Origin of the sequence: Brevibacterium yomogidense, from assembly GCF_016107685.1 — a bacterium.
GTDB lineage: Bacteria > Actinomycetota > Actinomycetes > Actinomycetales > Brevibacteriaceae > Brevibacterium > Brevibacterium yomogidense.
In genome coordinates, this window is record NZ_JABASY010000002.1 from 76,518 (window position 1) to 101,493 (window position 24,976).

Sequence of the window (24,976 nt, forward strand, 5' to 3'; positions counted from 1 at the left end):
AGCTGTGGGGCAGCGGTCAGCTCGTCTGTGCGGAGCTCGCCGCCTTCGCCGCCTTCGCGGCAGCCTTCATCGCCTTCTTCGTCTCCCGCACGCGCTGCAGGGAGTCGTCGTCCACGACGTCTGCAATGGACCGGAAGGCGTCATCCGGCCCGTAATCGCCGGCAGCTTCCCGCCATCCTTCGGCCGCCAGACCGAACTGCTTGCCCAACAGTGCGAGGAAGATCTTCGACTTCTGATCGCCGAAGCCCGGCAGCGCCTTCAGCCGGCGCAGGATCTGAGGACCCGTCGGAGCAGAACCGTCTGCGGTGGGCGTGGTCCAGATCGCCTCGGCGGACCCGTCGTAGTCGTCGACGATCATCTGAGCCAGGGACTGGACGCGGGCGGCCATGGAGCCGGGAAAGCGGTGCACCGCCGGCGGCTCGCGGAAGGCCTCGAGGAACGCATCCGGGTTCATCGCAGCGACGGACGCCGGAGTGAACTCCTCCAGCCGGTCGACGAGCTTCTGGGGACCCGCGAACGCGGACTCCATCGTCACCTGCTGGTCCAGCAGCATCCCGACGAGCAGGGCGAAGCGATCGTGGGTGAGGAGGGCATCAGCCCGCGGATCTGTGGAGAGGAACACGGAAGTCATGCCTCGATTGTGCCGCATGGGGCTTGCACCGCGCGTCTCTCATCGCATGTCTTCGAGCTCCACCCCGTTCGTCTCCTGCACGAACTTCAGCACGAACAGGAACGACGCGAACGCGGCGAGGGTGTAGAAGCCGTACGCGAACCAGAGGCCGACCTCCGCCATCGCCGGGAAGGTCGTGGAGATGAGGAAGTTCGCCAGCCACTGCGCGGCCGCGGCGACACCCAGGGCGATCGCGCGGATGCGGTTGTTGAACATCTCGCCCAGCAACACCCACACGCCGGGGCCCCAGCTCATCCCGAAGAACACGACGAACGCGTTGGCGGAGATGAGCGCGGTGATGTCCCAGCCGGCCAGCAGCGCGACCGTGTCGACGACGGCCGGGTCACGTCCGATCGAGAACGCCGCCGTCATGAGACCCAGCGACACCGTCATGCCGGCGGACCCGATCGTCAGGAGCTTCCGCCTGCCGATCCGGTCGATGAGCGCGATCGCCAGCACCGTGACGACGATGTTGGTGACCGACGTGATGACGGTGATCGTGAGCGCATCCGACTCCGTGAAGCCCACCGACCGCCACAGCGTCGTCGAGTAGTAGAAGATCACGTTGATGCCGACGAACTGCTGGAACACGGACAGCACGATGCCCACCCAGACGATCGGCAGGAGATTCTTCCCCGACGGGGTGACGATGTCGCGGAAGCTGGGGGTGCGGTCCGCGACGACGGTCCGGCGGATCTCCTGCACCCGCACCGCCACGCCGTCGACGAAGATCTCCGACAGCACGCGGGTCGCCTCCTCCTCACGGCCCTGCTGCACCAGGTAGCGGGGCGACTCCGGGATCGTGAGGGCGAGGACGCCGTAGACGACGGCAGGGACGACCTCGGTCATGAACATCCACCGCCACGCGGGCAGCCCGAACCACAGCTCCTCCGCAGCACCGCCCGCCATCCCGGCGAGTGCGGCATCCGACATGAGGGCCGCGAAGATGCCCAGCACGATCGCCAGCTGCTGCAGCGACCCCAACCGGCCGCGGACGGAGGCGGGGGAGATCTCCGCGATGTACGCCGGGGCGATCACGGAGGCCGCACCCACGCCCAGGCCGCCGATCACGCGCCAGATGATCATGTCCGTCGGCCCGAACGCCAGGGCGGACCCGACCGACGACAGGGTGAAGAGCACGGCGGCGAGCAGCATGACGCGGACCCGACCGATCCGCGCGGACACGCGGCCGGCCAGCGCGGCACCCGCCATGCAGCCCAGCAGCGCGGACGACACGATGAAGCCGGTGAGCAGCGACGGGGTCGCCCACTCCGTCGTCATCGCATCGACCGCACCGTTGATGACGGCGGTGTCGAACCCGAAGAGGAACCCGCCCAGCGCCGCGACGACCGCGAGCTGCACGACGCGGCTCACGACGAACGATTCGGCCGACCCGGACTGCGGCGATGCGGACTGCGTGGAGGACATGGTCACCTGCTGGAGTTGGCGGCGGGGATCGTCGGTCCGGCATGCCGTCTGGGACGGTCGGAACGGCTGACTGGAGACACAGCGTATACCGGCCGAAGGGTCAGTCGGGGGAGGCGGCGACCGAAAGTCGTACAACTGCCCGCGAGTGCCGTGCGCGGTACTGTCGACCCATGGTTGCACCGCGATCGCTCGAGGACTCCGTGCGGCAGACGGCACGTCGGATCGGCGCGCGGCGCCGCGGGGTGATCGTGGGCGGGCTCCGCGCAGGTGAGACCGTCACCGCCGCCGTGGGGGACAGCGGCAGCCCCGCACCGCTGGATGCGCACACCCTCGTGGAGATCGGGTCGATCACCAAGGTGTTCACCGCCCTGCTGCTGGCCGACGGGATCGTGCGGGGCGACTGGGAGCTGCGAACTCCCGTCCGCGCACTGCTGCCCACCGTCGCCGAGGTCCCCAGCCGGAACGGAGTCGAGGTCACCCTGCAGCATCTGGCGACCCACACCTCGGGCCTGGTGCGGTCTCCCGTTCCGTTCGGGCTGCGCGACAACGTGGCCTATCTGCGGCACGGCACGGACCCCTACGGCGACTTCACAGGCGACGACCTGCTGGCGGCACTGGCGGCCACGCGGCTGCGGCGGAAGCCGGGGACCGGCGGGGTGCAGTACTCGAACTTCGGCTACGGCGTCTTGGGGCACGCGCTCGCGCACGCGCTGGGGCAGGACTACGGGGACGCGATCGCGGACAGGGTCTGTCTGCCGCTGGGACTCCTCGACACGGTGACGGGGACACATCGCAGCGCCGCACAGCAGTCCCGGTCCGCGCAGGGCCACCGCAGCCGGAAGAAGACCGCGGACGCCTGGCCGCTGGAGGGGTTGCCCGGGGCGGGCGCGCTGAGGTCGACGGCCGCGGACCTGCTCACGTTCCTGCGGGCGCAGCTCGACCCGTCGGGGACCCCGCTGGAGCAGGCGATCCGGGTCACGCGCCGCACCCCACCCGGTGGGCCCGGCAGCATGGGGCTGGGCTGGCACCGGGCGGGGAAGCAGGTGCTGTGGCACAACGGGGGCACCGGGGGATTCCGCACCATTGCTGCGTTCCGGCCGGATGCCGGAACAGCGGTGACGGTGCTCGTGAATCAGTCCTCCGGGGCGGACCTGGCGGCGCTGCGACTGCTCAAGCGGGTGTCTTGACCATCGCGACGGCCGCGGTGAACTCCTCTTCGATCCCCTCGTCGCGCTTGTAGGTCGCGAGGCTCACGATCACGGCGGTGAGGAGGGCGAAGACGAAGCCGGGCAGCAGCTCGTACAGGTCGAACAGACCGCCTTCGGCCGCACTCCAGCTGAACACGGTGACGGCACCCACGACCATCGCGGCCAGCGCACCCCAGTTCGTGAGCTTCCGCCAGAAGAGGCTCAGCAGGATGATCGGGCCGAACGAGGCGCCGAAGCCCGCCCACGCGAAGCTCACCAGGCCGAGGATCGTGTCGTTCGGGTTCACAGCGAGCACCGCGGCGACGAACGCGACGATGAGGACGCAGGCGCGGCCCAGCATGACGAGCGTCTTCTCCGCCGGCGGCGTCTTCTTCAGCACCTTGTAGATGTCCTCGACCAGCGCGGACGAGCAGACGATGAGCTGGCTGGAGAAGGTGCTCATGATCGCGGCGAGCACGGCGGCCAGCACCAGTCCTGCGATGAGCGGGTGGAGGAGTGCCTGAGACATGAGGAGGACGACCGCCTCGGGGTCTCCGAGGTCGATGCCGCGCTGCTCGATGTACGCGATGCCGATGAGACCGGCGAACACGGCGCCCGTGAGGGACAGGATCTGCCACGTGACACCGATTCGGCGGGCGCTGGCAGCTTCCTGCGGCTTCCGCAGCGCCATGAAGCGCACGACGACGTGGGGCTGCCCGAAGTAGCCCAGACCCCACGCCAGGCCGGACAGCACGCCGATCACGGTGACGGAGGTGAGGCCGGTGCCGCCCAGCACGTCGAAGTGGTCGGGTCCCAGCTGGGTGATGAGGGTGACCGCTTCACCCCAGCCGCCGACGGCGATCACCGCAGTGACGGGGACGACGATGAGTGCGACGACCATCATGAGCCCCTGCACCACGTCGGTGAGCGACGCTCCCAGGAAGCCGCCGAACAGCGTGTAGCCCAGCGTCACGACGGTCACGAGGATCATGCCGACGAGGTAGTCGCCGTTGAACGAGCTCTCGAAGAAGACACCGCCCGCGACCATGCCGGACGAGATGTAGAGGGTGAAGAAGACGAGGATGATGACGCTCGAGACGATCCGCAGCAGGCGCGTGTTGTCGCGCAGGCGGTTCTCGAAGAAGCTGGGCACGGTGATCGAATTCCTCGACACCTCCGTGTAGGCGCGCAGCCGCGGTGCGACGATGAGCCAGTTGAAGTAGGCGCCCAGGGTCAGTCCGACCGCGATCCAGCCTTCGATGAGGCCGGACACGTAGATGGCGCCGGGGAGTCCCATGATGAGCCAACCGGACATGTCGGAGGCTCCGGCGCTCAGCGCCGCCACCCACGGCGGCAGGTCGCGGCCGCCGAGCATGTAGCCTTCGTGTCCACTGGTCTTCCGATAGGCCAGGTAGCCGATCAGGAGCATGGCCGCGAAGTACAGCCCGAGCGCGATGTAGATGAAGATCTGGTCCGACAAGGGAGGTCCTGTTCTTGGCGATCGGTCAACGTTGACCGACTGTGTTCGAAGGTGCAGTGCCGTTCAGAAACCTACACGGTCCGATTTTCACAATGTGAGTCTCAGGTGGCGGACGTCTCCGTATGAGTCAGATTGTCGCGTTCCGCACGGGTGCCTTAGGGCTCATCCCTATGATGCGAGCGTTGGTCGCGATGCCGCAGCTTGCGGGTCATCTTCTCCTCCTGGCCCTCGCACGAGTCAAAATGGTGCGGCGTCCCCGTGGGACTGCGAGGCGACGGGGCGAGGTTGGGGCGGGAGTCGCGTGGGTTGGCGGGGCTGCTCATGGTCAGTGTCCGGGGCGGCGCCACGTGGTGAACCAGCGCAGGGCGTATTCGGCCGGGCCGTACCGGTGGCTCTTCAGCCACCATGCGCTCACCGCAGCCTGAGCGGCGAAGACGACGACGGTGAGCGCGAGCAGCAGCGGGGGAGACACCTGGCCTGCGAGCCCCAGGCCCACTCCGGTGAACAGGAGCAGTCCGACGGCCGACTGCGCCAGGTAGTTCGTGAGGGCGACGCGTCCGACCGGAGCCAGGGCGGTGCGCACCCACGCCGTCTTCGGTGAGTGCATGATGCGCAGCAGGGTCGCCACGTACGCCGCGGTCAGGAGGGGAGCGGTGACGACGCTGATCGTGGTCGCCCACGTGTTGGTGTCCGCTCCCATCGCGGCATAGGCGATCCCGCCGCCCAGGCCGATGGGGAACCCGATCCGCTGGATCGTCCGCAGTGCCGGCTCGTGTCCGTCGATGTTCACGAACAGGCGACGACGGGCGGCGACCATTCCCAGCAGGAACATGGCCAGGGCGGTGGGCCCCTGGAGTGATGCGGCCTGGAGGACGAGGAGGCCCAGGCCGCTGATGTGCTGGCTGATGATGTCCGCGGGTGATCCGAGCATGGCCTGTGTCTGCGCGGCTGCGGATGACAGCGCTTCGCTGTGGCCGGGCGTGAAGGCGGAGCTGTCGAGGAAGAGTGCGCTCACCAGGAGTGAGGTCACGACGACGGCGTAGATCGCGCCGGCCGTGCGCATCGCCGTCGTGTCCCGGACGCGGTGCATCGCCAGGAGGACGAGGCACACCACCGCGTAGGTGGTGAGGACGTCTCCGGAGTACAGCAGGGCGATGTGCGCGGCACCCAGCACGAACAGCCCTACCGCTCGGCGCAGCATGCGCGGGACGAACGCGGTGCCCGCGCGTTCGGCGGCGTCCATCTGCAGGACGAAGCTGTACCCGAACAGGAATGAGAAGAGCAGATAGAACTTCATCGAGAAGAGGGCGGCGACCATGAAGCGGGCCGCGTCATCCAGCGGGGAGGCGAACGAGGGGTCATCGACGAGGTTGCCGGGGTAGGCGGACGCCATGAACGTGATGTTGACGGCGAGGATCCCCAGGAGAGCGAATCCGCGGAGCGCGTCGACGTCGTGCACACGAGTGCTGAGGGTGGTCGTGTTCGGGGCGGTGCGTGAGGTCATGCGCTCAATGTTGGCACATAAACTATATGGCGTAAAGTTTATGGTCTGTAGAGTTGAGCCATGGTCATCAGAGGGTCGATCGCATGAGTGACATCGTGGTTCCCGACTTCTTCCGCCGCCTATGGCGGCTCCCCAGTCCGCCTCAGCAGAGAGGGCGGCGTTCCACTCTGGATGTGGAGACGGTCGTGAGTGCTGCGGTGCGACTGGCCGACGCCGGAGGGTTGGAGGCCGCGACGCTTCCCCGGGTCGCGGAAGAGCTGAATGTGACGGCGATGTCGCTCTATCGCCATGTCGGCACGAAGCACGAGCTGCTGCAGCTCATGATGGATGCGGCGAGCGAACTCGGGGAGCCCGCTTCGGATAGTGCCACTGGGTGGCGCGAAGGGCTGCGGCAGTGGGCGGTCGACCTCTGGTCTCTCTACCGGAAGCGGCCGTGGGTTCCGCAGGTGCCCATCAACCGTGCGCCGTCTGGGCCGCATCAGATCGCGTGGTTGGACCGGGGCTTCGAGCAGCTGGTGTCGACGGGTCTCAGCTGGGACGAGAAGCTCACTGCGCTCACCCTGCTGAGCGGGTTCGTGCGCCAGTCCGCACTGCTGCAGCAGGAGCTGGAGGAGGGGCGCGAGGCCGGGCAGGCGCAGTCCGAGAGCGAGCGTGAGTACGGGGCCGCCCTGTTCGCTCTTGTCGACGCCGAGCGCTTCCCGCAGGTGGCGGCGATGCTCGCGTCCGAGGCGCTCGCGGCGGAGGACCCGGGAGAGGGGGAGCCCGCCCGGGATTTCAGCGCGGGGCTGGAGATCATCCTGGACGGGCTCGACGCTCGTGTGGCGGCTGCCCGCCCCGAGTGAGGCAGGACGCCTCCGGTCAGATCTCGTAGCCGGTCGTCGGCCCTTCCGTGTTCGGCTCCCAGCCCAATGCTGGTGCCACGTGCTCCGCGAACGACTGGAGCAGGTGCGCGTTGAAGTCGACTCCCAGCTGGGAGGGGATCGTGAGCATGAGGGAGTCCGCGCTCATGACTGCCGCGTCGTCCTTCAGCTGGTCGATGAGTTCGTCCGGTTCTCCCACGTAGGTGCGGCCGAACGTCGAGCGGAAACCGTCGATCACCCCCACCTGATCCGCGCCCTGGCCCTGCCGCAGCTGGTAGAACTGCTGGTCCTGCTGCGTGACCACGGGGAAGACGCTGCGGCTGACGGACACGCGGGGTGTGTGCGTGTGCCCGGCGTCCTTCCACGCCTGCCGGTAGAGGTCGATCTGCTCCGCCTGGAGGTCGCCGAACGACTGTCCCGTCGCCTCGGTCAGCAGCGTCGAGCTCATGAGGTTGACGCCCTTCTGCGCAGCCCACACCGCGGTGTCGCGGGACCCTGCGCCCCACCACAGACGCTCGGCGAGTCCGGGGGAGTGCGGTTCGATCGGCAGCTTCTGTCCCGGTCCGAACTGTGCGGGGTCAGCGGGTGCCACGGGTCGTCCGGAGATCGCTTCGAGCAGCTCGTCGAACTTCCGCCGCGCGATGTCCGCGCCGCGCGGATCGGTGGAGCCGGTGTAGCCGAACGTCTCCCAGCCGCGCAGTGCCGGTTCCGGTGAGCCGCGCGAGATGCCCAGCGCGATCCGGTTGTTCGCGATGAGGTCCAGTGCCGCGGCCTCTTCCGCGAAGTAGTAGGGATTCTCGTAGCGGAGGTCGATGACCCCTGTGCCCACTTCGATCCTCTGGGTGCGTGCGGCGATCGCGGACAAGAGGGGGAACGGTGAGGCTGCCTGCCGCGCGAAGTGGTGGACGCGGAAGTACGCGCCGTTCACTCCGAGGTCGTCCGCTGCAGCGGACAGGTCGATGGCCTGCGTGAGCATGTCTTTCGCGGAGTATCCGCTCGCCGGGGCGCCGTAGTGGCCGAAGCTCAAGAATCCGAATGACTTCATGGCAGGACAACGCAGGCTCCGTGGCCAAGATTCCCTACTCGCGCTCGAGTCCGCGGCTGTCACGGGGAGAGCGAGCGCTCTCAGTGGGACCGGCTGTGAGCAGACGATTGATTCGGCGGGGGTCTGCTGCGTGGTCGGCAGTGAGCTCGGCCGACTGCCGCCGGTCGCGGGCAGCCCGGGCGCCTGGGAGGGTGAAGCTCGTGGCGGCCACGATGGCCAGCCCGATGAGGGCCAGTGCGACGGAGCTTCTGAGCGCCGCCAGGGCGTTTGCCGACGACCAGTCACCGTCGACGACGGTGAAGAACACCGTCATCGAGATGGCGACCCCGGCGGCGGCGCCCAGCTGTTGGAATGTCGTCAGCACTCCTGAAGCTGCCCCCGCATCGTCGATGGGAACCGTCGCGAGTGCCACATCGACGAGCGGGATCACTACTGCGGAGAGTCCGACTCCGGCAAGGGCCATGGGCAGAGCCGCTGACCAGGGGGTGAACGAGAGGCCCTCAGCGCTGACGATCAGGAAAGTCCACAGGAACCCGGTTCCCATGAGCGCGGCTCCGACCGTGACCAGATGTCTGCCGAGCTTCGGCACCAAGGGAACTGCTGCTGCGGTTGCGACCATGGAGCCGAGACTGAATGCGAGGAGACTCAGGCCGGCGCTGAGTGCTGAATGCCCCAGTGCCAGCTGCAGGTAGAACACGAACGGGAGGGTGAAGGCATTCAGGGAAGCCTGGAAGACGGACTGTGCGATCACACCCGCGGTGAATCCACGGTTCCGGAACAGCCTCAACGGCAGCACTGCTGAACTGTCGAACGCTTGGCGCCGGCGGCAGTGCGCGATGAAACCGAAAAGGAGTCCGATGCCGGTGGCCACCGGAAGCAGCAGCCAGGCAGGCCACTCGAGAGTGCGTCCTTCGACGAGCGGGACCATCAGGCAGAGCAGCCCTGCGCTGAGGAGCAGGACGCCCCGAAGGTCGACTCGCAGTGGATGTCGCGACCGCGTCTCCGGCACGAAGGCGGCGGCGAGGATGACGATGGCGATGCCCACGGGCAGGTTGATCAGGAAGATGGTGCGCCAGCTCAGTCCCCACAGGTCCGCGTCGACCAGTACACCGCCGAGCAGGGGTCCGGCGACAGCAGCCAGCCCGGTGGTGGCTCCGATCAGGCCGTACCACGGCGCGCGTTCCCTGGGAGGGAAAAGACTCTGCAGGGTGGCGAGCAGTTGGGGGACCATTGCGGCGGCGAGGAGCCCCTGCAGGACCCGCGCGCTGATGAGGACTTCGATCGTCCATGCCCCGGCGCACAGGCCGGAAGCAAGGGTGAAGCCCGCGACCCCGAGGAGGAACATGCGCTTTCGCCCGAAAATGTCTCCCAGTCTGCCGCCGGTCACCAGCGCCACTGCGAAGGCGAGGAGGTATCCGGACACCACCCATTCCACCGCCATGTCCGGCGCCTGGAGATCGGCGGCGATGGCCGGCAGGGCGACTTGCACGATCGTGACGTCGAGCAGATCCATGAACGTAGCGAATAGCAGGATGCCGATGGCGAGTCTGCGGTGTGCGGCAGCGGCCATGTGAGTCGTTCCTTCCGTACACTTGCAGTGTCTCCACTGCGAGATATCTCCACTGCGGGAAAGTCCCGTCACGGAGAGAGTAGGGGGTGTTCCATGGAGCAGTCAAGGAAAGCAGTGCCGACCGCGCAGATCCTCGAGCAGCTGGAAGAGCTCATCGCCTCGTCCGTGCTGACCAACGAGCGAATTGCGCGCTCGATGGGTCTGAGCGTGGTGGACTGGCAGGCGTTCAGCGTGATTGCTCGGAGCGATGTGCCTCTGACCGCTGGTGAGATGAGCGAACTCACGCAGCTCCCCACCAGCACCACCACGCGCGTGCTGGACCGGTTGGAGCGCGCTGGATATATCGAACGCCGAGCGGACTCTCGGGATCGGCGCCGTGTCGTGGTGCTCCCGAGGTCCGAGGTCGTCGCTCGGTTCACGTCCGATGGCGGTGACAACCCGTATACCGCTATCAAGGGCACGTTGCGCAGCGTGCATCAGGATTTCAGTCCTGAGGAGCTCGAGATCGTGGGGCGCTACCTGCGCGCCGTGAATCTCCGTTTCCGCTGAAGCCGAAAAGAGCGCGCGGGTACCCCGCTGTGGGGCGCGGCACGTGCCCGCTCAGCCCCGGATCGACGCGAGCGTGTCGCGGATTGTCCGGAGCGCGGACCGGAGTTCGAGAGCGGTGGATGCGCCGTAGCCGAAGACGATGCCGTCCCGCACGGGCGCGGCCGGGTCGTGATGATAGGAGCTCAGTGGGGCCACCTCGATACCGCTCCGTGCGAGCGCCTCGACCGCGGTCTCGTCCGATTCTCCGCCGTCCCAGGACAGCGTCGCATGCAGGCCGCCTTCCAGCGCGTCCAATCGGAACTGGGGTGGGAGGTCGCTCATCGCATCGATGACGAGGCGGCGCCGGTGGGCGTACTCCCGGCCGACGCGGACCAGGTGCCGCCGCAGTCCACCCGCTCGCAGGAAGTCGGTCAGTGCGGTCTGCACCATCCCGGAGACGGGCTGCCCCAGGGTCGTCCGCGCCTCGAGCACCTGTGCGCGGAAGCCGCGGTCGGGGATGAGGAGGTAACCGCAGCGCAGCCACGGGGAGAGCGTCTTGGAGAAGGTGCCGAGCAGGACCACCCGTCCTTCGCCGTCGAGTGAGGCGATCGCGGGCAGAGAGGGCGCACCGTGGCGGAACTCGCTGTCGTAGTCGTCCTCGATGATGAGCGCACCGGCCGTCGTCGCCCAGTCGAGCAGTGCCAGCCGCGACGCGACGGGAAGCCTGCCGCCCAGCGGGTACTGGTGGCTGGGGGTCACCAGGGCTGCGGCGAACGGGCCCGAGGTGCCCTCCAGTCGGTCGATGTCCATCCCGCCGTCCCGCACGGGGATGGGGATCGGGGTCGCTCCGAGGCGTGAGATCACCGCACGGGAGGCACGGTGCCCCGGGTTCTCGGTCGCGATCCGGATGTCGTCCGCTCCCTGAGATCGAAGGGCGTGCACGAGCAGTCCGATCCCGTCGCTCGCACCGGCTGTCACGACGAGGTCGTCCGCCGTGCACTGCACTCCGCGCGCCGCCCGCAGATGATCCGCGATGGCGGCACGGAACCCCTCATCCCCGGCTGCGGGCGGTGGCAGGTCGGGCATGTCCTGCCGGGCCGCCTTCCGCCAGGCGGAGTTCCACTCGCGATCCCGGTGGAGGCCTGCCGCGGGGCTTCCGGGGGAGAGGTTGAGGGTGCGTGTCGTCCGTTCCGGTTCGGAGGCGTCGGCAGGCTCGGTCTCGACTGTCTCAGTGCCGCCTGTCTCAATGCCGACTGGCTCAGTAAGAGAGCGTGCCCGCGAACTCGGCGGCGGGCTGGGGAGGTCTGTCGTGACGTACGTGCCGGAGCCGGGGATGACGTCGACGTATCCTTCGCCGGCGAGCTCTTCGTAAGCGGACACGACGGTGCCCCTCGATACACCCAGGGCGGAGGCCAGGACCCGGCTGGACGGCAGCGGTTCGTGCGCGCTCGCCTGGCCGGACAGGATCGCCGCGCCGAGCTGTCCCGACACGTGCTCTCGCGCGCTGCGACCCGGTGGTCGCTTGCCGTCGAGCACGAGGTCCATCGGGAACGGATGACGCATGCGGGCATCATACTGGTCCATCCTGTCGTGAGGGTTCCGGCATAGACGCCGGTCCGGAAATACTCCTAGCGTGGCTGTCATCGTTCGTTGCCAGAATCGTCCACCGTCAGAAGGGTTCCACATCATGGCGTCTGCCCCGTCAACGGTCGTCCGACCGCTCGCCGCTGCCGACGAGGCCCGGTGGCGCGAGCTGTTCCGCGCCTACCGCGCTTTCTATGAACTGGAGGAGTCGGAGGAGATCGTCTCGCGCGTGTGAGGCTGGCTCATCGACCCGCGCCACGAATGCCAAGGACTCGTCGCAGAATCCGTACTCGCTGTTGAACCCGAACTCGGTGACGAATCCGCACGCGTTGTTCAGTCCGGCGGTGGGATCGTTGCGATCGGGCATTACCGGCGCTTTGCACGCCCGTCGACCGGTTCGGTCGGCATCTGGCTCGACGACCTCTTCACCGATCCCGCGGCACGCGGCAGGGGAGCGGCGCGGGCCCTCGTTGCCCGGCTCACCGACATCGCCGGTGCGGAGGGTCGATCGGTCGTGCGGTGGATCACCAAGGACGACAATGTGCGTGCGCAGGCGGTCTACGACCAGGTGGCGACCCGCACCGACTGGGTGACGTATGACGCCGCGCCCGGGAAGGAGACTCCATGACGACGAATGAGTACGGGCAGCCGGTGAGTGAAGAAGTGCCGGGTTGGGCCCCGGTGCCTCGGCCGGATGCGGAGACGCTGCCCGGACGGTACTGCACACTCGAACACCTCGATCCGGCCCGTCACGCGGACAGCCTGTACGACGCCTACGCGGTGGCGCAGGACGATCGCGACTGGACCTACCTTCCCTACGGGCCGTTCCCCGATCGCGAGTCCTACCGCGCATGGGCGCATGACGCGGCGCAGAGCGCCGACCCGCGCCACTACGCGGTGGTCGACCACGCCACCGGCGCGGTCTTCGGCACACTGGCGCTGATGCGTCACGATCCGGTCAACGGTGTCATCGAGGTCGGGAACGTCGTCTTGTCCCGCGGCATGCAGCGCACACCGATGTCGACCGAGGCGCAGTTCCTGCTCATGCGGTACGTCTTCGACGATCTGGGGTACCGGCGTTACGAATGGAAGTGCGACAGCCTCAACGTTCCGTCGTGCAGGACCGCTGAACGGCTCGGGTTCACGTACGAGGGGACGTTCCGGCAGGCCGTCGTGTACAAGGGGCGGAACCGCGACACCGCGTGGTACGCAATCGTGGACAGTGAATGGCCGCGGCTGCGCGCTGCCTTCGAAGCGTGGCTCAGCCCCGCGAACTTCACCGCCGACGGTCGGCAGATCGACCCCCTGCAGGCACGGCGCTGACGCGGGGCGGCGCTCCGACCCTCAGAATCCGAACCTCCGCGCGGCCTCCAGCGCCTCCTCCGACGAGGACGCGCCGAGCTTCTGGTACAGACTCCGGATCTGGGAGCGCACGGTGTTCTCCGACCGCACCTGACGTTCGGCGATCTCGCGTCGGGACAGTCCCTGTCGCAGACCGTCGAGGACCTCGGCCTCGCGTGGGGTGAGCGTGGGCCGCGCACTGCACTGCGAAACCCGCGGGGCGAACGTCCGGAGGCGGGACCGCTGCGCAGGGGTCAACTGCTGCAGATGCGTGGACGACAGCAGGTCGTGCTGATGCAGAAGCCCCAGATCCTCGAGCGAGCCCCTCCCGGAGACGACCCCGGTGATCAGTTCCGCGATCATCGCGTCCTTGTCGTGTCGATCAAGCAGGATCTGCATCTGCAGGGCCAGGTTCAGCCATCGTGTTCCGAGTTCGTCGAGCCGCAGCTGTCCGAGGAGACGCGCAGCCCGGTCCACCTCTCCGGTGAGGAACATGCGGTAAGACTCCAACACTCGTATTTCCGGTGTGGAGGGTGGATCCGCTGGTTGCCCCGTGGTCGGAGCACCCAGCGGATTCGACACGGCTGCGGCGTGTTCAGCGATGGCGAAGACGTGCTGGGCCAGAGGGGTGCGGGACGGGTGGGGGCGCTGGTGCCGCATGCCGCTGGTGATGACCAGCGCCCGCCGCGGCTGCCCGGCCAGCACGCTCCTCATAGCGAGGAGGTACGTGTGGACCTGCCACGTCTCGTCCTGGTCCGGCGTGGGCGGCAGAGCGCGCAGCGCTTCGTCCGCCGCCTCGAGGTCGAGGTCCGCCAGCGCCACGCTCACCCGTGCCAGCAGGGCGCTGCGCGCCACCGTCGTCCGCCCCCACGCGACCCCGTCGATCCACCGGTCGTGTTCGGCGAGCCATGTGCGCGCCTCGTGATGGTCACCGTTCAGCGCGGTGATTAGCGCGAGTTTGGAGGTGGTGTCGGCCAGCAGGAAGTGATGATCCGACCCCTCGACCCGGTGAAACGCCGCGCGGAAGCTCGACAGTGCGGTGACGGGGTCTCCTCCGATCGCCAGTGCGACACCGGCGTGCAGATTGACCACGCTGGACAGCACCGCATGGATGCGGCGCTTCGACTCCGCCCTGTGCAGCGCGGTGAGCAGGCGCCGAGCGGCCGCGGCTGCTTCCGCATCATGCCCGGCGAGCCGCAGGTAGCCGACCTCCAGGAGGCCGAACGACAGGGCCTTGGGCCCGGGGTTCCGGTAGAGGTCCTTCGTGCGTGCGTGCAGCGTCTGAGCGAGCCTGTCCCGGTCGTACCTGACTCTGCCGTCGGGGAGGACGAAGGACATGCCGTCCGGTCCCGCCCCCTGGATCAGTCGGACGGCGGCGCCGGAGAAGTCGCCCAGCCACTGGTCGATGAATGCTGTGGGGAGGGCTTCCACAACGTGTCTCACGATGCGCGCATCCGCGGTGAAGAGCTCCGTCCAGCGTTCCAGCAGCAGCTCACCGAGCACATTCCAGTATCTGCGGGACGCGGCGTACCGGATGGCAGAGACGAGGTCGGTCGCCTCCGCCACCGCATCGACCGCCGCGGCGACCAGATCGTCCGCGAGCGCGGAGTCGTTCTGCCGGATGAGAGTCCGAAGGCATGACCGGACGAGCTCCGGCATGAAGGGGGTGCCGTCCTCACCCCGCACCAGGATCCCTGCATCGAGGAAGGTGCCGGTGGAGGGCGGTGAGCCATGCACCTCGCGGAAGAACTCCGTCAGCGTCGCGTCGGTGATCGGTTCGAGGAACGCGGCCTTCGCCATCTCCCACCCACCGTCCAGCCGGATGATCCAGTGCGACAGGTACGGCAGCATCACCTGCTGGGCGCGGGGGAGTGCGTCGGGATCCTGCAGGAGGATCAGCGTGGGCTCCAGCCAGCCGCCGGTGTGGCGGTGCACCCGGGCTGCGAGCGTGGCTGCGTCGTCCTGTACGGCGGCAGCGTCCTCACGGTTGCCTCCCCGTTTCATGTGCTCGAGAGCGACGACCGCCTCGGCGATGTCATCGACGCTCATGAGGAGGTCTGCCGCGAGTGCCATGCGCCAGTCGTGATCTGCCAGCGCTTCCCAGTCGACGTCGAGGGAGTCGAGGACGATCGCCGCCACCCGCGGTTCTGTGGACGGCCCTGATTCCGGCGGGTCCTCCGTCTGCGTGAGTGCCGCGGAGATCGAGCCGGCCGTGGTGAACGCATCGGACCGGCGGACGGGCGGGGTGTCCCGTACGTGCACGACCCGCCCGCCGTGCTCGTCGCACCAGGACTGCGCGAACCAGCCTCGACCCATGCCGGAGGGGGCGTGGAGGACGAGCATCGCATCGGCATCGTGCAGGCTCGCGTCGAATCGCTTCCACGCCGGATGACGGTTCGCTGAGACGACGTCGGGCGCGATCGAACGGACGTACATCGTCGGAGAGCTCCTCTTGTGGCACAGCGGTGCACGGGGCGGCGGCACGGGTCCGTGGTGGGAGAGGCATGCGCAGCGGTGCGGCATGCGGGTCGCCTTGCAGGTGAGACCCATTCGCATAGTACGCGCCCGCAGGCACTGCGCCCACTGCGGATGCCGACAGGGTGAATTGTGGGGTGAATTCACCCCGGACTATCCAGGAAGCACTCAGGAAGCACGCACGTGATGCCTAGGCTCCCTAGCGTCACGCCGGGATCTCCAAGCCTCCCGGTCGCGGGCATCGACGCCTGAGTCCGCATCCCGCATCCCGTTCTCACCCACCGGAAGGAAACCCATGTCCAGAGTCCTCAAAGCGCCGCCGGGCGTATTCTCGCGCTTCGCCGCGTATCTGCTGACGCTGCTCGTCGCACTCAGCTCGACCATGATGCTGCCGCAGGCCGCGTCCGCTGCCGGAGAGGCTCCCGGTAGCGGCAGCCCGATCGTCTTCACGGACATCAGCTTCGAGACTGAGGAATTCGCGAGCGGGACGACCCAGCAGCTGAACGTCGAGTGGATGATCGACGGGGAGGCGCAGAACCCGGTCACGGTCGAACTGGCGCTCCCGGACGGGCTCAGCGGGCACAACGACCGCTTCGCACTGGCCGGACCGGACGGTGAGGCGGCGGGCGAATGCCTCGTGCAGAACGACACGATCACGTGCACTGCGGACCCGCAGTTCATCGAGGACAACCCGTATGACGTGTCCGGTTCCTTCTACATCAACGTGACCTCGACGATCGAGAACATCGAGACGATCGAGCACACGTTCGACTTCGGTGAGTTCCAGAACGAGGTCGTGCTCCATCGCAACGTGAACTGGTGCGACGACCACTGCGAGTTCGGGTCTCAGCACGATGGCAAATACGGCTGGTACGACAACCTCGAGGATCGGATCTACTGGACGGTGAACGTCCCGGCCGGTGAGCAGGGGATGGAGATCGGGCAGGACGTCTCCGTGACCGACGTCATGGACGAGGACGACTACACCATCCTGCGTCAGAGCGGGTACCCGCGTGTGCTGGAGGCGCGCTCCATCAGCTACAACAGCTGGGGCAGCGAATCCCTCGATTACAGTGTCGTCCCGAACGACCGGGTGGAGTGGAGCGACGACGATCTGACCGCCTCGTTCACGACCGGACCGGGACTGGGATCGGATTACACGGCCGGTGACTGCACGACGAACCAGGGCGAAGCCGTTGACTGCACCCGCGGCACGGACGGCTCGTTCTACCAGGTGCAGTGGCTGGTCGACGTCGAGACCGCCGGTGAACTGCGTGACAACGGCGACCGCGTCTTCTACAACGGAGCCGAATACACGATCGAGGGCGAGACCCGCACGATCGAGGAGTCCAGCACGACCCGGCACTCCGGTGGCGGCAACGTCGTGGGCCGCAACTTCGGCAAGTTCCAGGTGACGAAGGAACTCACGGGCGACACCACTCTCAACCCGGAGTTCCGGGTGGACTACACGTACCAGGAGCCCGGGCAGGAACCGCGCGAGGTGACGGAGACGTTCCGGGCGGGGGACACCTTCACCAGCCCGGAGATCTTCCGCGGCACCACGGCGACGATCCACGAGATCGCGCCGACCGACCCGGACAACGTCACGTGGGACGCCCCGGTGTTCGTGGACGTCGACGGCAACGAGGTCACGGAGCTGACCTTCAGCGCGGAGAACGGCAACCTCGGCACGATCACGAAACTGACGCTGAAGAATCGTGCTTCGCTGCACCAGGGCGGGTTCCAGGCCCAGAAGACTCTTGAGAACCCGGACGGCGTGGGCCTGCCGGCGGATGCCGCGTACACGCTGGCGTACAGCTACCCGGCTGATGCGGAGAAGGGATTCCCCGCGGGGTCCGGCGAGCTGACGCTTCCGGCCGACGGCAGCGTGGTGGACAGCGGCGATCTGCCGGTGGGCGCGGAGCTGACGCTCGCGGAGGTCGGTCTGCCGAACGTCCCGGGTGCCACGTGGGACGAGCCGGTGCTCTCGCACAGCACGCTCACCATCGGCGAGGACGACCTCGTGACGGTGGACGTCACCAACCGCCTCACACAGGACGTCGGGCAGTTCCAGGTGATGAAGACGACCTCGGGCGAGGGGCAGGAGCTCATCCCCGAGGGCACCGAGTTCACCGTCAGCTACAGCTACGGCCCGATCAACGGCTTCCCGGGCGGCTCCGGCGAGCTGACAGTGGCGGCCGGAGAGACCTCGGAGACGAGCCCCCAGCTGCCTGCGGGCGCCACCGTCGTTCTCGAAGAGCTGACTCCTGTCGATCCCGAGGGTGGGACCTGGGGCGATCCGGAGTTCAGCGAGACCGAGTTCACCGTCACGAAGGACCAGGTCGTCACGATCGATCTGGACAATCCGATCAGCTGGAACGACGGCGACTTCTCCGTGTCGAAGGTCGTCGAGGGCGATGCCGCGCACCTGGTCGATGAAGACGTCGCCTTCACGGTCGACTACGACTACGTGCTCCCGGAGGCCCTGGACGCCGACCCGAGCACCGGACAGGGATCGCTCACGGTCCTGAACGACGGCAACGCGGTCACGAGTGATCCACTGCCGTACGGGACAGAGGTGACGCTGTCGGAGGTGGAGCCGCATGCGATCCAGGGGGCGACCTGGACCGGTTCCGATTTCGACCACTCAGCCTTCACGATCGGTGACGCGACCACCTTCGGGGTGACGCTCACGAACTCCATCGAGCTCGACCTCGGCGGCTTCAGCATCGAGAAGACGGTGAGCGGCAACGGTGACCACCTCGTCGCCGACGATGCCTCGTTCACCGTGAGCTACTCGTACCCGGCCGGCCCCACCTTCGAGGCGGGGGAGGGCGAGGTCGTGGTGACCCCCGGCGGTGACCCCGCCGTCGTGACCGGTCTGCCCACGGGCGCTCAGGTCACCCTCGAGGAGGTCGCACCGGAGAACCCGGAGGGCGGCAGCTGGCAGGACGTGACGTGGATCGACGGCAACGTCGTGACGATCGGGAAGGACACCGTGGTCGAGGTCGGCCTGGACAACGCGATCGAGCTGAACACGGGCAACTTCTCTGTGCTGAAGGAGCTCGATGGTGCGGGGTCCGGTCTGGTGCCGGACGACGCGAGCTTCGTCGTGCACTACGAGTACGCAGCCGGGGACGGCTTCGAGGCCGGCGAAGGCCAGCTCGAGGTGACCGCGGACGGCGAGGCAGTCACCAGCGGGCAGCTGCCCTACGGGGCTGAGGTCCACCTGAGTGAGGCGCAGCCGATGAACATCGATGGTGCCACCTGGACGGGGTACCAGTTCAGCCCGTCCGTCGTGACCATCGGCGACGGCACGACCGCAGAGGTGACGCTCACCAACACGTTCGATGCCGACGAAGAGCCCGGTGATCCGGTTGATCCGGGCACACCGGAGGATTCTGAGGAGCCGGGTGAACCAGGCACACCGGGAGATCCAGACGCACCCGGAGACCCTGGCACACCGGATGATCCCGAGGCCGGCCCAGGTGGGCCGGAGGGTGATGACCCGCTTCCGCGCACTGGCATGTCGCCGTGGGGCGCCCTGGGAGCAGGATTCGTACTCATCGCGCTGGGTGCCGGAGCCCTCCTCTACACCGTTCGGAGGCGCCACCGCAGCTGAAGAATGCAATCGCTGGTGTGACGACCGGCATCGGTGAGCCGCTGTGGAGCGGCCCACCGGGCGGGGACGTCACCCGGCTGAGGACATGAGTGTGCCGACCTGCGACGTGCAGGTCGGCACACTCACGTGGAAGGAGGACCGCCGGAAGGAGGTCGACTCAGTGCGGCTCACTCACTGCGGCCGGTGGGGGAGTGCCGCCTCCTCGAACAGCCTCTCCGCGAGGGGCGTGAAGTCGTGCTCGTCGACGTCGTACCACTCGTGCATGTCCTCGAACCCGCCTTCGTCGGCGTACTCGAGCTCCTCGGCGATCTGCCGCCACTTCTCGACGGTCTCCGAGGTGCGCTCCTGGACATCGGAACCGATGACTCCTGACTCTTCGATGTCCGCGAACAGTTCGTCGTTGACCTCACCGATCCGCTTGTCCGCGTCGTCGGCCATCTGGGTCACCTCCCCGCCCGCATCCATGAGCTGTTGGATGGCGCGCTTGTGTCCCTCAGTAATGACGTCGTTGCTCACGGCGAAGCCCTCCATCTGGGAATCGAAGATGATCTGCTGGTACGCCAGCGGCAGCTTCTGATACCCGACGCCCGCAAGATTTGCCCCGGCGGAGCGTCCGGACAGACTGTTCTCTTCCGACGTGTAGGCGACGTGGTTCGCGACTTCGAGCAGTCCGGACTCCTCCGACGGGAGGAGCTGCGCGAACGTGCAGTCGACTGTTCCGCGCTGCAGCGCTTCGAAGACTTCGACGTACTCCATCGACACGGGCGAAGCGCCGAGTGCCATCGTCTGCTTCTCATGCGCGACGCTCGCGACCCGGATCTGTCGACCGTCCATGTCGTCGAGGCTGGTGCCCTCATCACGGCAGACCGACAGGTAGGTACCGGTGCTGATCATGGGGGTGAGCGCAGTGAGTCCGCGCTCCTCGTAGCGATCCAGAAGTTCGTCGGAGTTCCATGCCAGGTCCACGAGGGCCGCGTTGCCGACGAGTTCGCCGAGCACCGGGGAGTTGGGCATGCCGGCCGTCGCCGTGGCGAGCGCGTTGAACTCCGGGTGCTCGGTGGGCTGGTAGATCGGAAGGGCGTAGGAGATGTCGACGCGACCATCGGCCAGCGCGTCGTCGATCTCCCCGTAGCCCGCGATCGCCTGACCCCACACGACGTCGACCGTGATCTTCCCGCCGGAGCGCCCCTCCACGTACTCCTTGAGGTTGTGGGCACTCAGGGCGGAGACGGACTGGGGTGACTGGGCACCCGCTTGATAGGTGATCGTGACGGGGTCGAGGTCGTCGAGGGCCGCATCGACGTCCTCCTGTGAGGCCCCGTAGTCGAACCCGTCACCGCCACCCCCTTCGCCTTCTGTGCCGGCGCTCCCGGCGCAGGCGCTGACGACGAGGCTCGCCGCGACGACGGCTGCAAGATGTGCTGGTCGGAACTTTCGGACTGCGGTCATGTCTCTCCCCATTGAGATAGCTGAGTCGTTCGGCCACACGGTCCGCCACATGCCCACCGGCGCATCATCACGCCAAGCAGCTCCGACGCGATGCGTCGGTGCGGACCCGGTTCCACACTAGCCAGGGCACCAGGAAAATTCGAGGGTGATCTCAACTTCATGTTCAGCCTCCGCGCCTCGATAGGCTATACAGAAGCGTGAAATCCTATAGTCTGGAACGAGGTGGAGCTCACACTGAGCTCTGCTGTCCAACCCATCTCGACGAAGGCGGTAGTGATGTCAACGGAGACGTCGTCAGAACACTCCGGGCGCGGTGCTGGTGTGAGTTCCTACCCCGGTACCCACACCCAGGGATTCAACGCAGACGGGTTCCCGGGAAGTGCACACATGAGCGACGAGCAGGCCCGTCTCATGCGCAACGAGGAGGGCCGTGTGCCGCTGCGGTGGCGCTCGCAGGAATGGTTCGACAACCCGAACGAGCCGGATTCCACGATCCTCATCCTCGAGCGGTACCTCAACTACGGACTGAGCCAGGAAGAGCTGCAGTCCGGAAAGCCGGTCATCGGCATCGCTCAGACCGGCAGCGACCTGGTCCCCTGCAACCGCCATCACATCGAACTTGCGAAGCGTGTGCGTGAGGGCATCCGCGAGGCCGGAGGGATCTGCTTCGAGTTCCCGGTCCACCCCATCCAGGAGACGGGGAAGCGCCCCACCGCCGCGCTGGACCGGAATCTCCAGTACCTGGGCCTCGTGGAGACCCTGCACGGTTACCCCCTGGACGCCGTCGTCCTCACGACCGGCTGCGACAAGACGACACCCGCACTGCTCATGGCCGCCGCCACCGTGAACATCCCGGCGATCGTGCTGTCCGGCGGACCCATGCTCAACGGCTGGTACAAGGGTCGCAGGGTCGGCACCGGCACCATCGACTGGGAAGCGCGTGATCTGTTCGCCGCCGGGAAGATCGACAAGGGCGAGTACTGGCGGATGGTGAAGCAGTCCTCTCCGTCCATCGGACACTGCAACACGATGGGGACAGCGTCGACGATGAACGCGGTCGCGGAATCGCTGGGGATGAGTCTCCCGGGGTGCTCGGCCATCCCCGCGCCCTACCAGGAGCGTCCGACGATCGCCTACCAGTCGGGCAGGCAGATCGTCGAGATGGCCTATGCGGACAGGACGCCGTCGGACGTGATGACCCGGGAGTCGTTCCTCAACGCGATCCGCGTGTGCTCCGCGATCGGCGGGTCCTCGAACGCCCCGTGGCACCTCGTCGCGATCGCCCGCCACCTGGGGGTCGACCTCGGCATCGATGACTGGCAGGACTACGGCCACGACATCCCCCTGCTCGTCGACATGCAGCCCGCCGGCAGGTTCCTCGGTGAGGAGTTCTTCCGCGCCGGGGGAGTGCCCGCTGTGGTGAACGAACTCATGAAGCAGGGGCTCATCTTCGAGGATGCCCTCACCGTGAACGGTCGGAGCATCGGCGACAACTGTCGCGACACAGCGGTGAGCGACCACGACGTGATCCGGCCCATCGACGAGCCGATGGTGCAGGCGGCAGGTTTCCAGGTCATGACGGGCAACCTCTTCGACAACGGCGTCATGAAGACGTCTGTGATCGGGGACGAGTTCCGTGAGCGCTACCTGCAGAACCCCGATGACCCGAACGCCTTCGAAGGGGTCGCCGTCGTGTTCGACGGGCCGGAGGACTACCACGCCAGGATCGAGGATCCTTCGCTGGACATCGACGAGCATTCGATCCTCGTCATGCGCGGCACCGGTGCGATCGGATACCCAGGATCGGCCGAGGTCGTCAACATGCATCCGCCGGCTCACCTCATCAACCGGGGGATCTCGAGCCTCCCGTGCATCGGTGACGGGCGCCAGTCGGGAACGTCCGCCTCCCCGTCGATCCTCAACTGCTCGCCCGAGGCCGCGGCACCCGACGCTGTCCTCGCTCTGCTGCGCACGGGAGACCGACTGCGGATCGACCTCACTGCAGGGCGTGTCGACCTCCTCGTCGAACCGGACGTCCTCGGCCAGCGGCGTGCCGCACTCGAAGAGGCCGGTGGGTACGCCTATCCCGCCAGCCAGACACCGTGGCAGGAGCTCAGTCGTTCGATGACCAGCCAACTGGGCGATGGGATGGTGCTCGAACCCGCCGTGAAGTACCAGCGGGTCGCGCAGACCCAGCCTGTTCCGCGCCTCAATCACTGAGGCCCCCGCCCTCGACAAGCACTGATCCGGCACACGCGGTCAGCGGCAGGACGATGCCGTCCTGCCGCCGTCCGTGATGCCCTCACCCGTCACAAGGACACGACATGACAGACGACCTCACGTTCCTCTGGGAGCTTTCGACCGGTGGCCTGCTCGGCGTCGCCGCCGTCGCGATCGCTCTGCTCCTCATCCTCATCATCGCCCTTCGCTTCCACGCCTTCATCGCTCTCGTCCTCATCAGCCTTCTCACGGCCCTGGCCACGGGCATCGCCCCCTCAGACGTGGTGTCGGTGATGCTGTCAGGATTCGGTGGCACGCTCGCCAGCGTCGCGCTGCTCGTCGGCCTGGGCGCGATCCTGGGGCGTCTCCTCGAAGCGAGCGGAGGTGCTCAGCGGCTCACGGACAGGCTCATCGCGATCTTCGGTGAGAAGCGCGCACCTCTCGCTGTCGCCATCGCCAGCCTGCTCATGGGGTTCCCGATCTTCTTCGACGCGGGACTCGTGCTCATGTTGCCGATCATCTACGCGGTGGCCCGGCGTCTGAGCATGCCGTTCCTCTCCATCGCCTTCCCGTCGGCCATCGCGTTCCTCGCCATGCACGTCTTCGTGCCGCCGCACCCGGGACCGGTCACGGCAGTGGACCTCTTCGGTGCGGATCAGGGCCTCATGGTGCTCCTCGGCCTCCTGTTCGTCATCCCCACCTGGTACCTCGGCGGTCTGTTGCTCACGAAGCCGCTCACACGCAAGATCAGCGTTCCTGTTCCCACTCTCCTGGGGAGCAAGTCGGACGAGTCCGCGAGTTCCCGCTTCGCCTCGAACCCCAGCCCGTGGCTCGTCGTGTTCCTCCTGCTGTTCCCGCTGGCACTCATCGCGATGAACACCGTGCTCAACACGCTGTCGACGTCGGGAGCCGTCGACGGGGAGTCGCAGTGGGTCCAGACCCTGGGGATGATCGGAGAGACCCCGGTCGCCCTCCTCATCACCGTCATCATCGCGATCGTCGTGCTCGGTCTCGCCCGTTCCAAGTCCGGAGAGCTCACTGAGCTGGTGACGGATTCGGCGCTCGGCCCGGTCTGCTCCGTCATCCTCATCACGGGTGCCGGCGGCATGTTCGGCGGGGTTCTGCGCGCATCGGGGATCGGCGACGCGATCGCACAGGCGATGGACAGCATGAACATGCCTCTGATCGTCGCCGCGTTCGCCGTTGCCGCCGTCGTCCGCGTCGCCCAGGGTTCAGCGACGGTCTCGCTCACCACGGCCGCTGCCCTCATGCAGCCGGCGATCCTCGCCGGTGACTACAACGCGGTCCAGCTCGTCGCACTCGTCGCTGCGACCGCGGGAGGGTCGTCCGTCGTCAGTCACGTCAACGATTCGGGCTTCTGGCTGGTCAGTCGGTTCTTCGGACTGTCCACCGCGCAGACCCTCAAGACGTGGACCGTCATGTCGACCGTGGTCGGACTGCTGGGCTTCGTCATCGCGCTCATCATGTTCGGACTCGGCTCCACCGTCTGACGCTCAGAGCACAGAGGCCCGCGCTCGGCCGGTGGATGCGATGTGCGACGGATCCACCGGCCGGCGGTGTGCATGGGAACGCACACATGATCGGGGGAGCGTCAGTGCTTGAAGTGGACGAAGAGCCGCCCGTGGTTCTTGCTGTCCTTCTCCACCCGGTGGTAGCGCGCCTTCACGTCCTTGCGGTCGAGGAACCGCAGGACCCGCTTCTTCAGCTGTCCGCTGCCCTTGCCGGGGATGATCTCGACCGTCTTCGTGCGGGTGCGCTCTGCTTCGTCGAGGATGTCGTTGAGTGCGCGGTCGATGTCCGTGCCCTTGTTGAAGATGTCGTGGAGGTCGAGCTTGAGCCGCATGAGGCCAGCGTAGCGGGGTGCGTCGGTTCGGAGTCGGAGACCGCCGGATCCCACGATTCACCACCCGGATACCTGTGGGCCATTCCTTCTGTCCGCAGCTGGGAATACAGTGGGCGGCGGCAGTGAGAACTCTCAGTGCAGCCTGCTTC

The 24,976-nt window shown here is 67.3% G+C and carries 19 protein-coding genes; 9 read left to right on the plus strand and 10 right to left on the minus strand.

Features of this window, described 5'->3' with window-relative positions; all coding sequences use genetic code 11:
* Positions 1-16: 16 nt before the first annotated feature.
* Together JFC09_RS04765 and JFC09_RS04770 are read right to left on the minus strand one after the other, a co-directional pair.
* Entirely contained in the window at positions 17-631 is a 615-nt protein-coding gene (locus tag JFC09_RS04765; protein WP_198392874.1) for an HhH-GPD-type base excision DNA repair protein, read from the minus strand.
* Between the two features lie 39 nt (positions 632-670).
* Entirely contained in the window at positions 671-2,098 is a 1,428-nt protein-coding gene (locus tag JFC09_RS04770) for a sugar porter family MFS transporter (RefSeq protein ID WP_198392875.1), read from the minus strand.
* 170 nt (positions 2,099-2,268) lie between these two features.
* Between JFC09_RS04770 and JFC09_RS04775 the strand changes: the two genes are divergently transcribed.
* Positions 2,269-3,285: a serine hydrolase domain-containing protein gene (locus tag JFC09_RS04775; RefSeq protein WP_198392876.1), complete on the plus strand. Its 1,017-nt coding sequence runs from the start codon at positions 2,269-2,271 to the stop codon at positions 3,283-3,285.
* Here JFC09_RS04775 and putP read toward each other — a convergent pair.
* The gene (putP, locus tag JFC09_RS04780; RefSeq protein ID WP_198392877.1) at positions 3,269-4,765 is read right to left on the minus strand and encodes a sodium/proline symporter PutP; all 1,497 of its coding nucleotides are present in this window, start codon (positions 4,763-4,765) and stop codon (positions 3,269-3,271) included. The two genes, JFC09_RS04775 and putP, sit on opposite strands and share 17 nt — an antisense overlap.
* Positions 4,766-5,090: 325 nt before the next feature.
* Positions 5,091-6,269, minus strand: coding sequence for a DUF418 domain-containing protein (locus JFC09_RS04785; RefSeq protein WP_198392878.1), 1,179 nt, complete (start codon positions 6,267-6,269; stop codon positions 5,091-5,093).
* Between the two features lie 185 nt (positions 6,270-6,454).
* Between JFC09_RS04785 and JFC09_RS04790 the strand changes: the two genes are divergently transcribed.
* Positions 6,455-7,111, plus strand: coding sequence for a TetR/AcrR family transcriptional regulator (locus tag JFC09_RS04790; RefSeq protein ID WP_332839655.1), 657 nt, complete (start codon positions 6,455-6,457; stop codon positions 7,109-7,111).
* A gap of 16 nt (positions 7,112-7,127) precedes the next feature.
* On the opposite strand, the gene JFC09_RS04795 is transcribed toward JFC09_RS04790, so the two are convergent.
* Positions 7,128-8,174, minus strand: coding sequence for an LLM class flavin-dependent oxidoreductase (locus JFC09_RS04795; RefSeq protein WP_198392880.1), 1,047 nt, complete (start codon positions 8,172-8,174; stop codon positions 7,128-7,130).
* Positions 8,175-8,208: 34 nt separating this feature from the next.
* Positions 8,209-9,744, minus strand: coding sequence for an MFS transporter (locus JFC09_RS04800; RefSeq protein WP_198392881.1), 1,536 nt, complete (start codon positions 9,742-9,744; stop codon positions 8,209-8,211).
* Between the two features lie 114 nt (positions 9,745-9,858).
* Between JFC09_RS04800 and JFC09_RS04805 the strand changes: the two genes are divergently transcribed.
* Entirely contained in the window at positions 9,859-10,293 is a 435-nt protein-coding gene (locus tag JFC09_RS04805; RefSeq protein ID WP_198392882.1) for a MarR family winged helix-turn-helix transcriptional regulator, read from the plus strand.
* Positions 10,294-10,344: 51 nt separating this feature from the next.
* Here JFC09_RS04805 and pdxR read toward each other — a convergent pair whose 3' ends face one another.
* Positions 10,345-11,835, minus strand: coding sequence for a MocR-like pyridoxine biosynthesis transcription factor PdxR (pdxR, locus tag JFC09_RS04810; protein ID WP_198392883.1), 1,491 nt, complete (start codon positions 11,833-11,835; stop codon positions 10,345-10,347).
* A gap of 124 nt (positions 11,836-11,959) precedes the next feature.
* Here pdxR and JFC09_RS16655 point away from each other — a divergent pair, with 124 nt between their 5' ends.
* The 3 genes from JFC09_RS16655 to JFC09_RS04820 are packed head-to-tail and all read left to right on the plus strand — an operon-like array spanning position 11,960 to position 13,179.
* Complete coding sequence (locus tag JFC09_RS16655; protein WP_269770465.1) at positions 11,960-12,091, plus strand: hypothetical protein; 132 nt, start codon at positions 11,960-11,962, stop codon at positions 12,089-12,091.
* A gap of 9 nt (positions 12,092-12,100) precedes the next feature.
* Positions 12,101-12,484, plus strand: a complete 384-nt coding sequence (locus JFC09_RS16360; protein WP_332839704.1) for a GNAT family N-acetyltransferase — start codon at positions 12,101-12,103, stop codon at positions 12,482-12,484.
* Positions 12,481-13,179: a GNAT family N-acetyltransferase gene (locus JFC09_RS04820; protein WP_198392884.1), complete on the plus strand. Its 699-nt coding sequence runs from the start codon at positions 12,481-12,483 to the stop codon at positions 13,177-13,179. The genes JFC09_RS16360 and JFC09_RS04820 overlap by 4 nt, the downstream gene beginning before the upstream one ends.
* A gap of 21 nt (positions 13,180-13,200) precedes the next feature.
* Here the strand turns inward: JFC09_RS04820 and JFC09_RS04825 are convergent, their stop codons facing one another.
* Positions 13,201-15,633 (minus strand): helix-turn-helix transcriptional regulator, encoded by a 2,433-nt coding sequence (locus JFC09_RS04825; protein WP_198392885.1) that lies wholly within the window; start codon positions 15,631-15,633, stop codon positions 13,201-13,203.
* A 334-nt stretch (positions 15,634-15,967) separates the two neighbouring features.
* Between JFC09_RS04825 and JFC09_RS04830 the strand changes: the two genes are divergently transcribed.
* Positions 15,968-19,294 (plus strand): DUF5979 domain-containing protein, encoded by a 3,327-nt coding sequence (locus tag JFC09_RS04830; protein ID WP_198392886.1) that lies wholly within the window; start codon positions 15,968-15,970, stop codon positions 19,292-19,294.
* A 171-nt stretch (positions 19,295-19,465) separates the two neighbouring features.
* Here JFC09_RS04830 and JFC09_RS04835 read toward each other — a convergent pair whose 3' ends face one another.
* Positions 19,466-20,743: a TRAP transporter substrate-binding protein gene (locus JFC09_RS04835; protein WP_198392887.1), complete on the minus strand. Its 1,278-nt coding sequence runs from the start codon at positions 20,741-20,743 to the stop codon at positions 19,466-19,468.
* 387 nt (positions 20,744-21,130) lie between these two features.
* Between JFC09_RS04835 and JFC09_RS04840 the strand changes: the two genes are divergently transcribed.
* The gene (locus JFC09_RS04840) at positions 21,131-22,963 is read left to right on the plus strand and encodes an IlvD/Edd family dehydratase (RefSeq protein ID WP_232483197.1); all 1,833 of its coding nucleotides are present in this window, start codon (positions 21,131-21,133) and stop codon (positions 22,961-22,963) included.
* Positions 22,964-23,067: 104 nt separating this feature from the next.
* The gene (locus tag JFC09_RS04845) at positions 23,068-24,474 is read left to right on the plus strand and encodes a GntP family permease (RefSeq protein ID WP_198392889.1); all 1,407 of its coding nucleotides are present in this window, start codon (positions 23,068-23,070) and stop codon (positions 24,472-24,474) included.
* A 101-nt stretch (positions 24,475-24,575) separates the two neighbouring features.
* On the opposite strand, the gene JFC09_RS04850 is transcribed toward JFC09_RS04845, so the two are convergent.
* The gene (locus tag JFC09_RS04850; protein ID WP_198392890.1) at positions 24,576-24,827 is read right to left on the minus strand and encodes a Smr/MutS family protein; all 252 of its coding nucleotides are present in this window, start codon (positions 24,825-24,827) and stop codon (positions 24,576-24,578) included.
* Between the last annotated feature and the right edge of the window lie 149 nt (positions 24,828-24,976).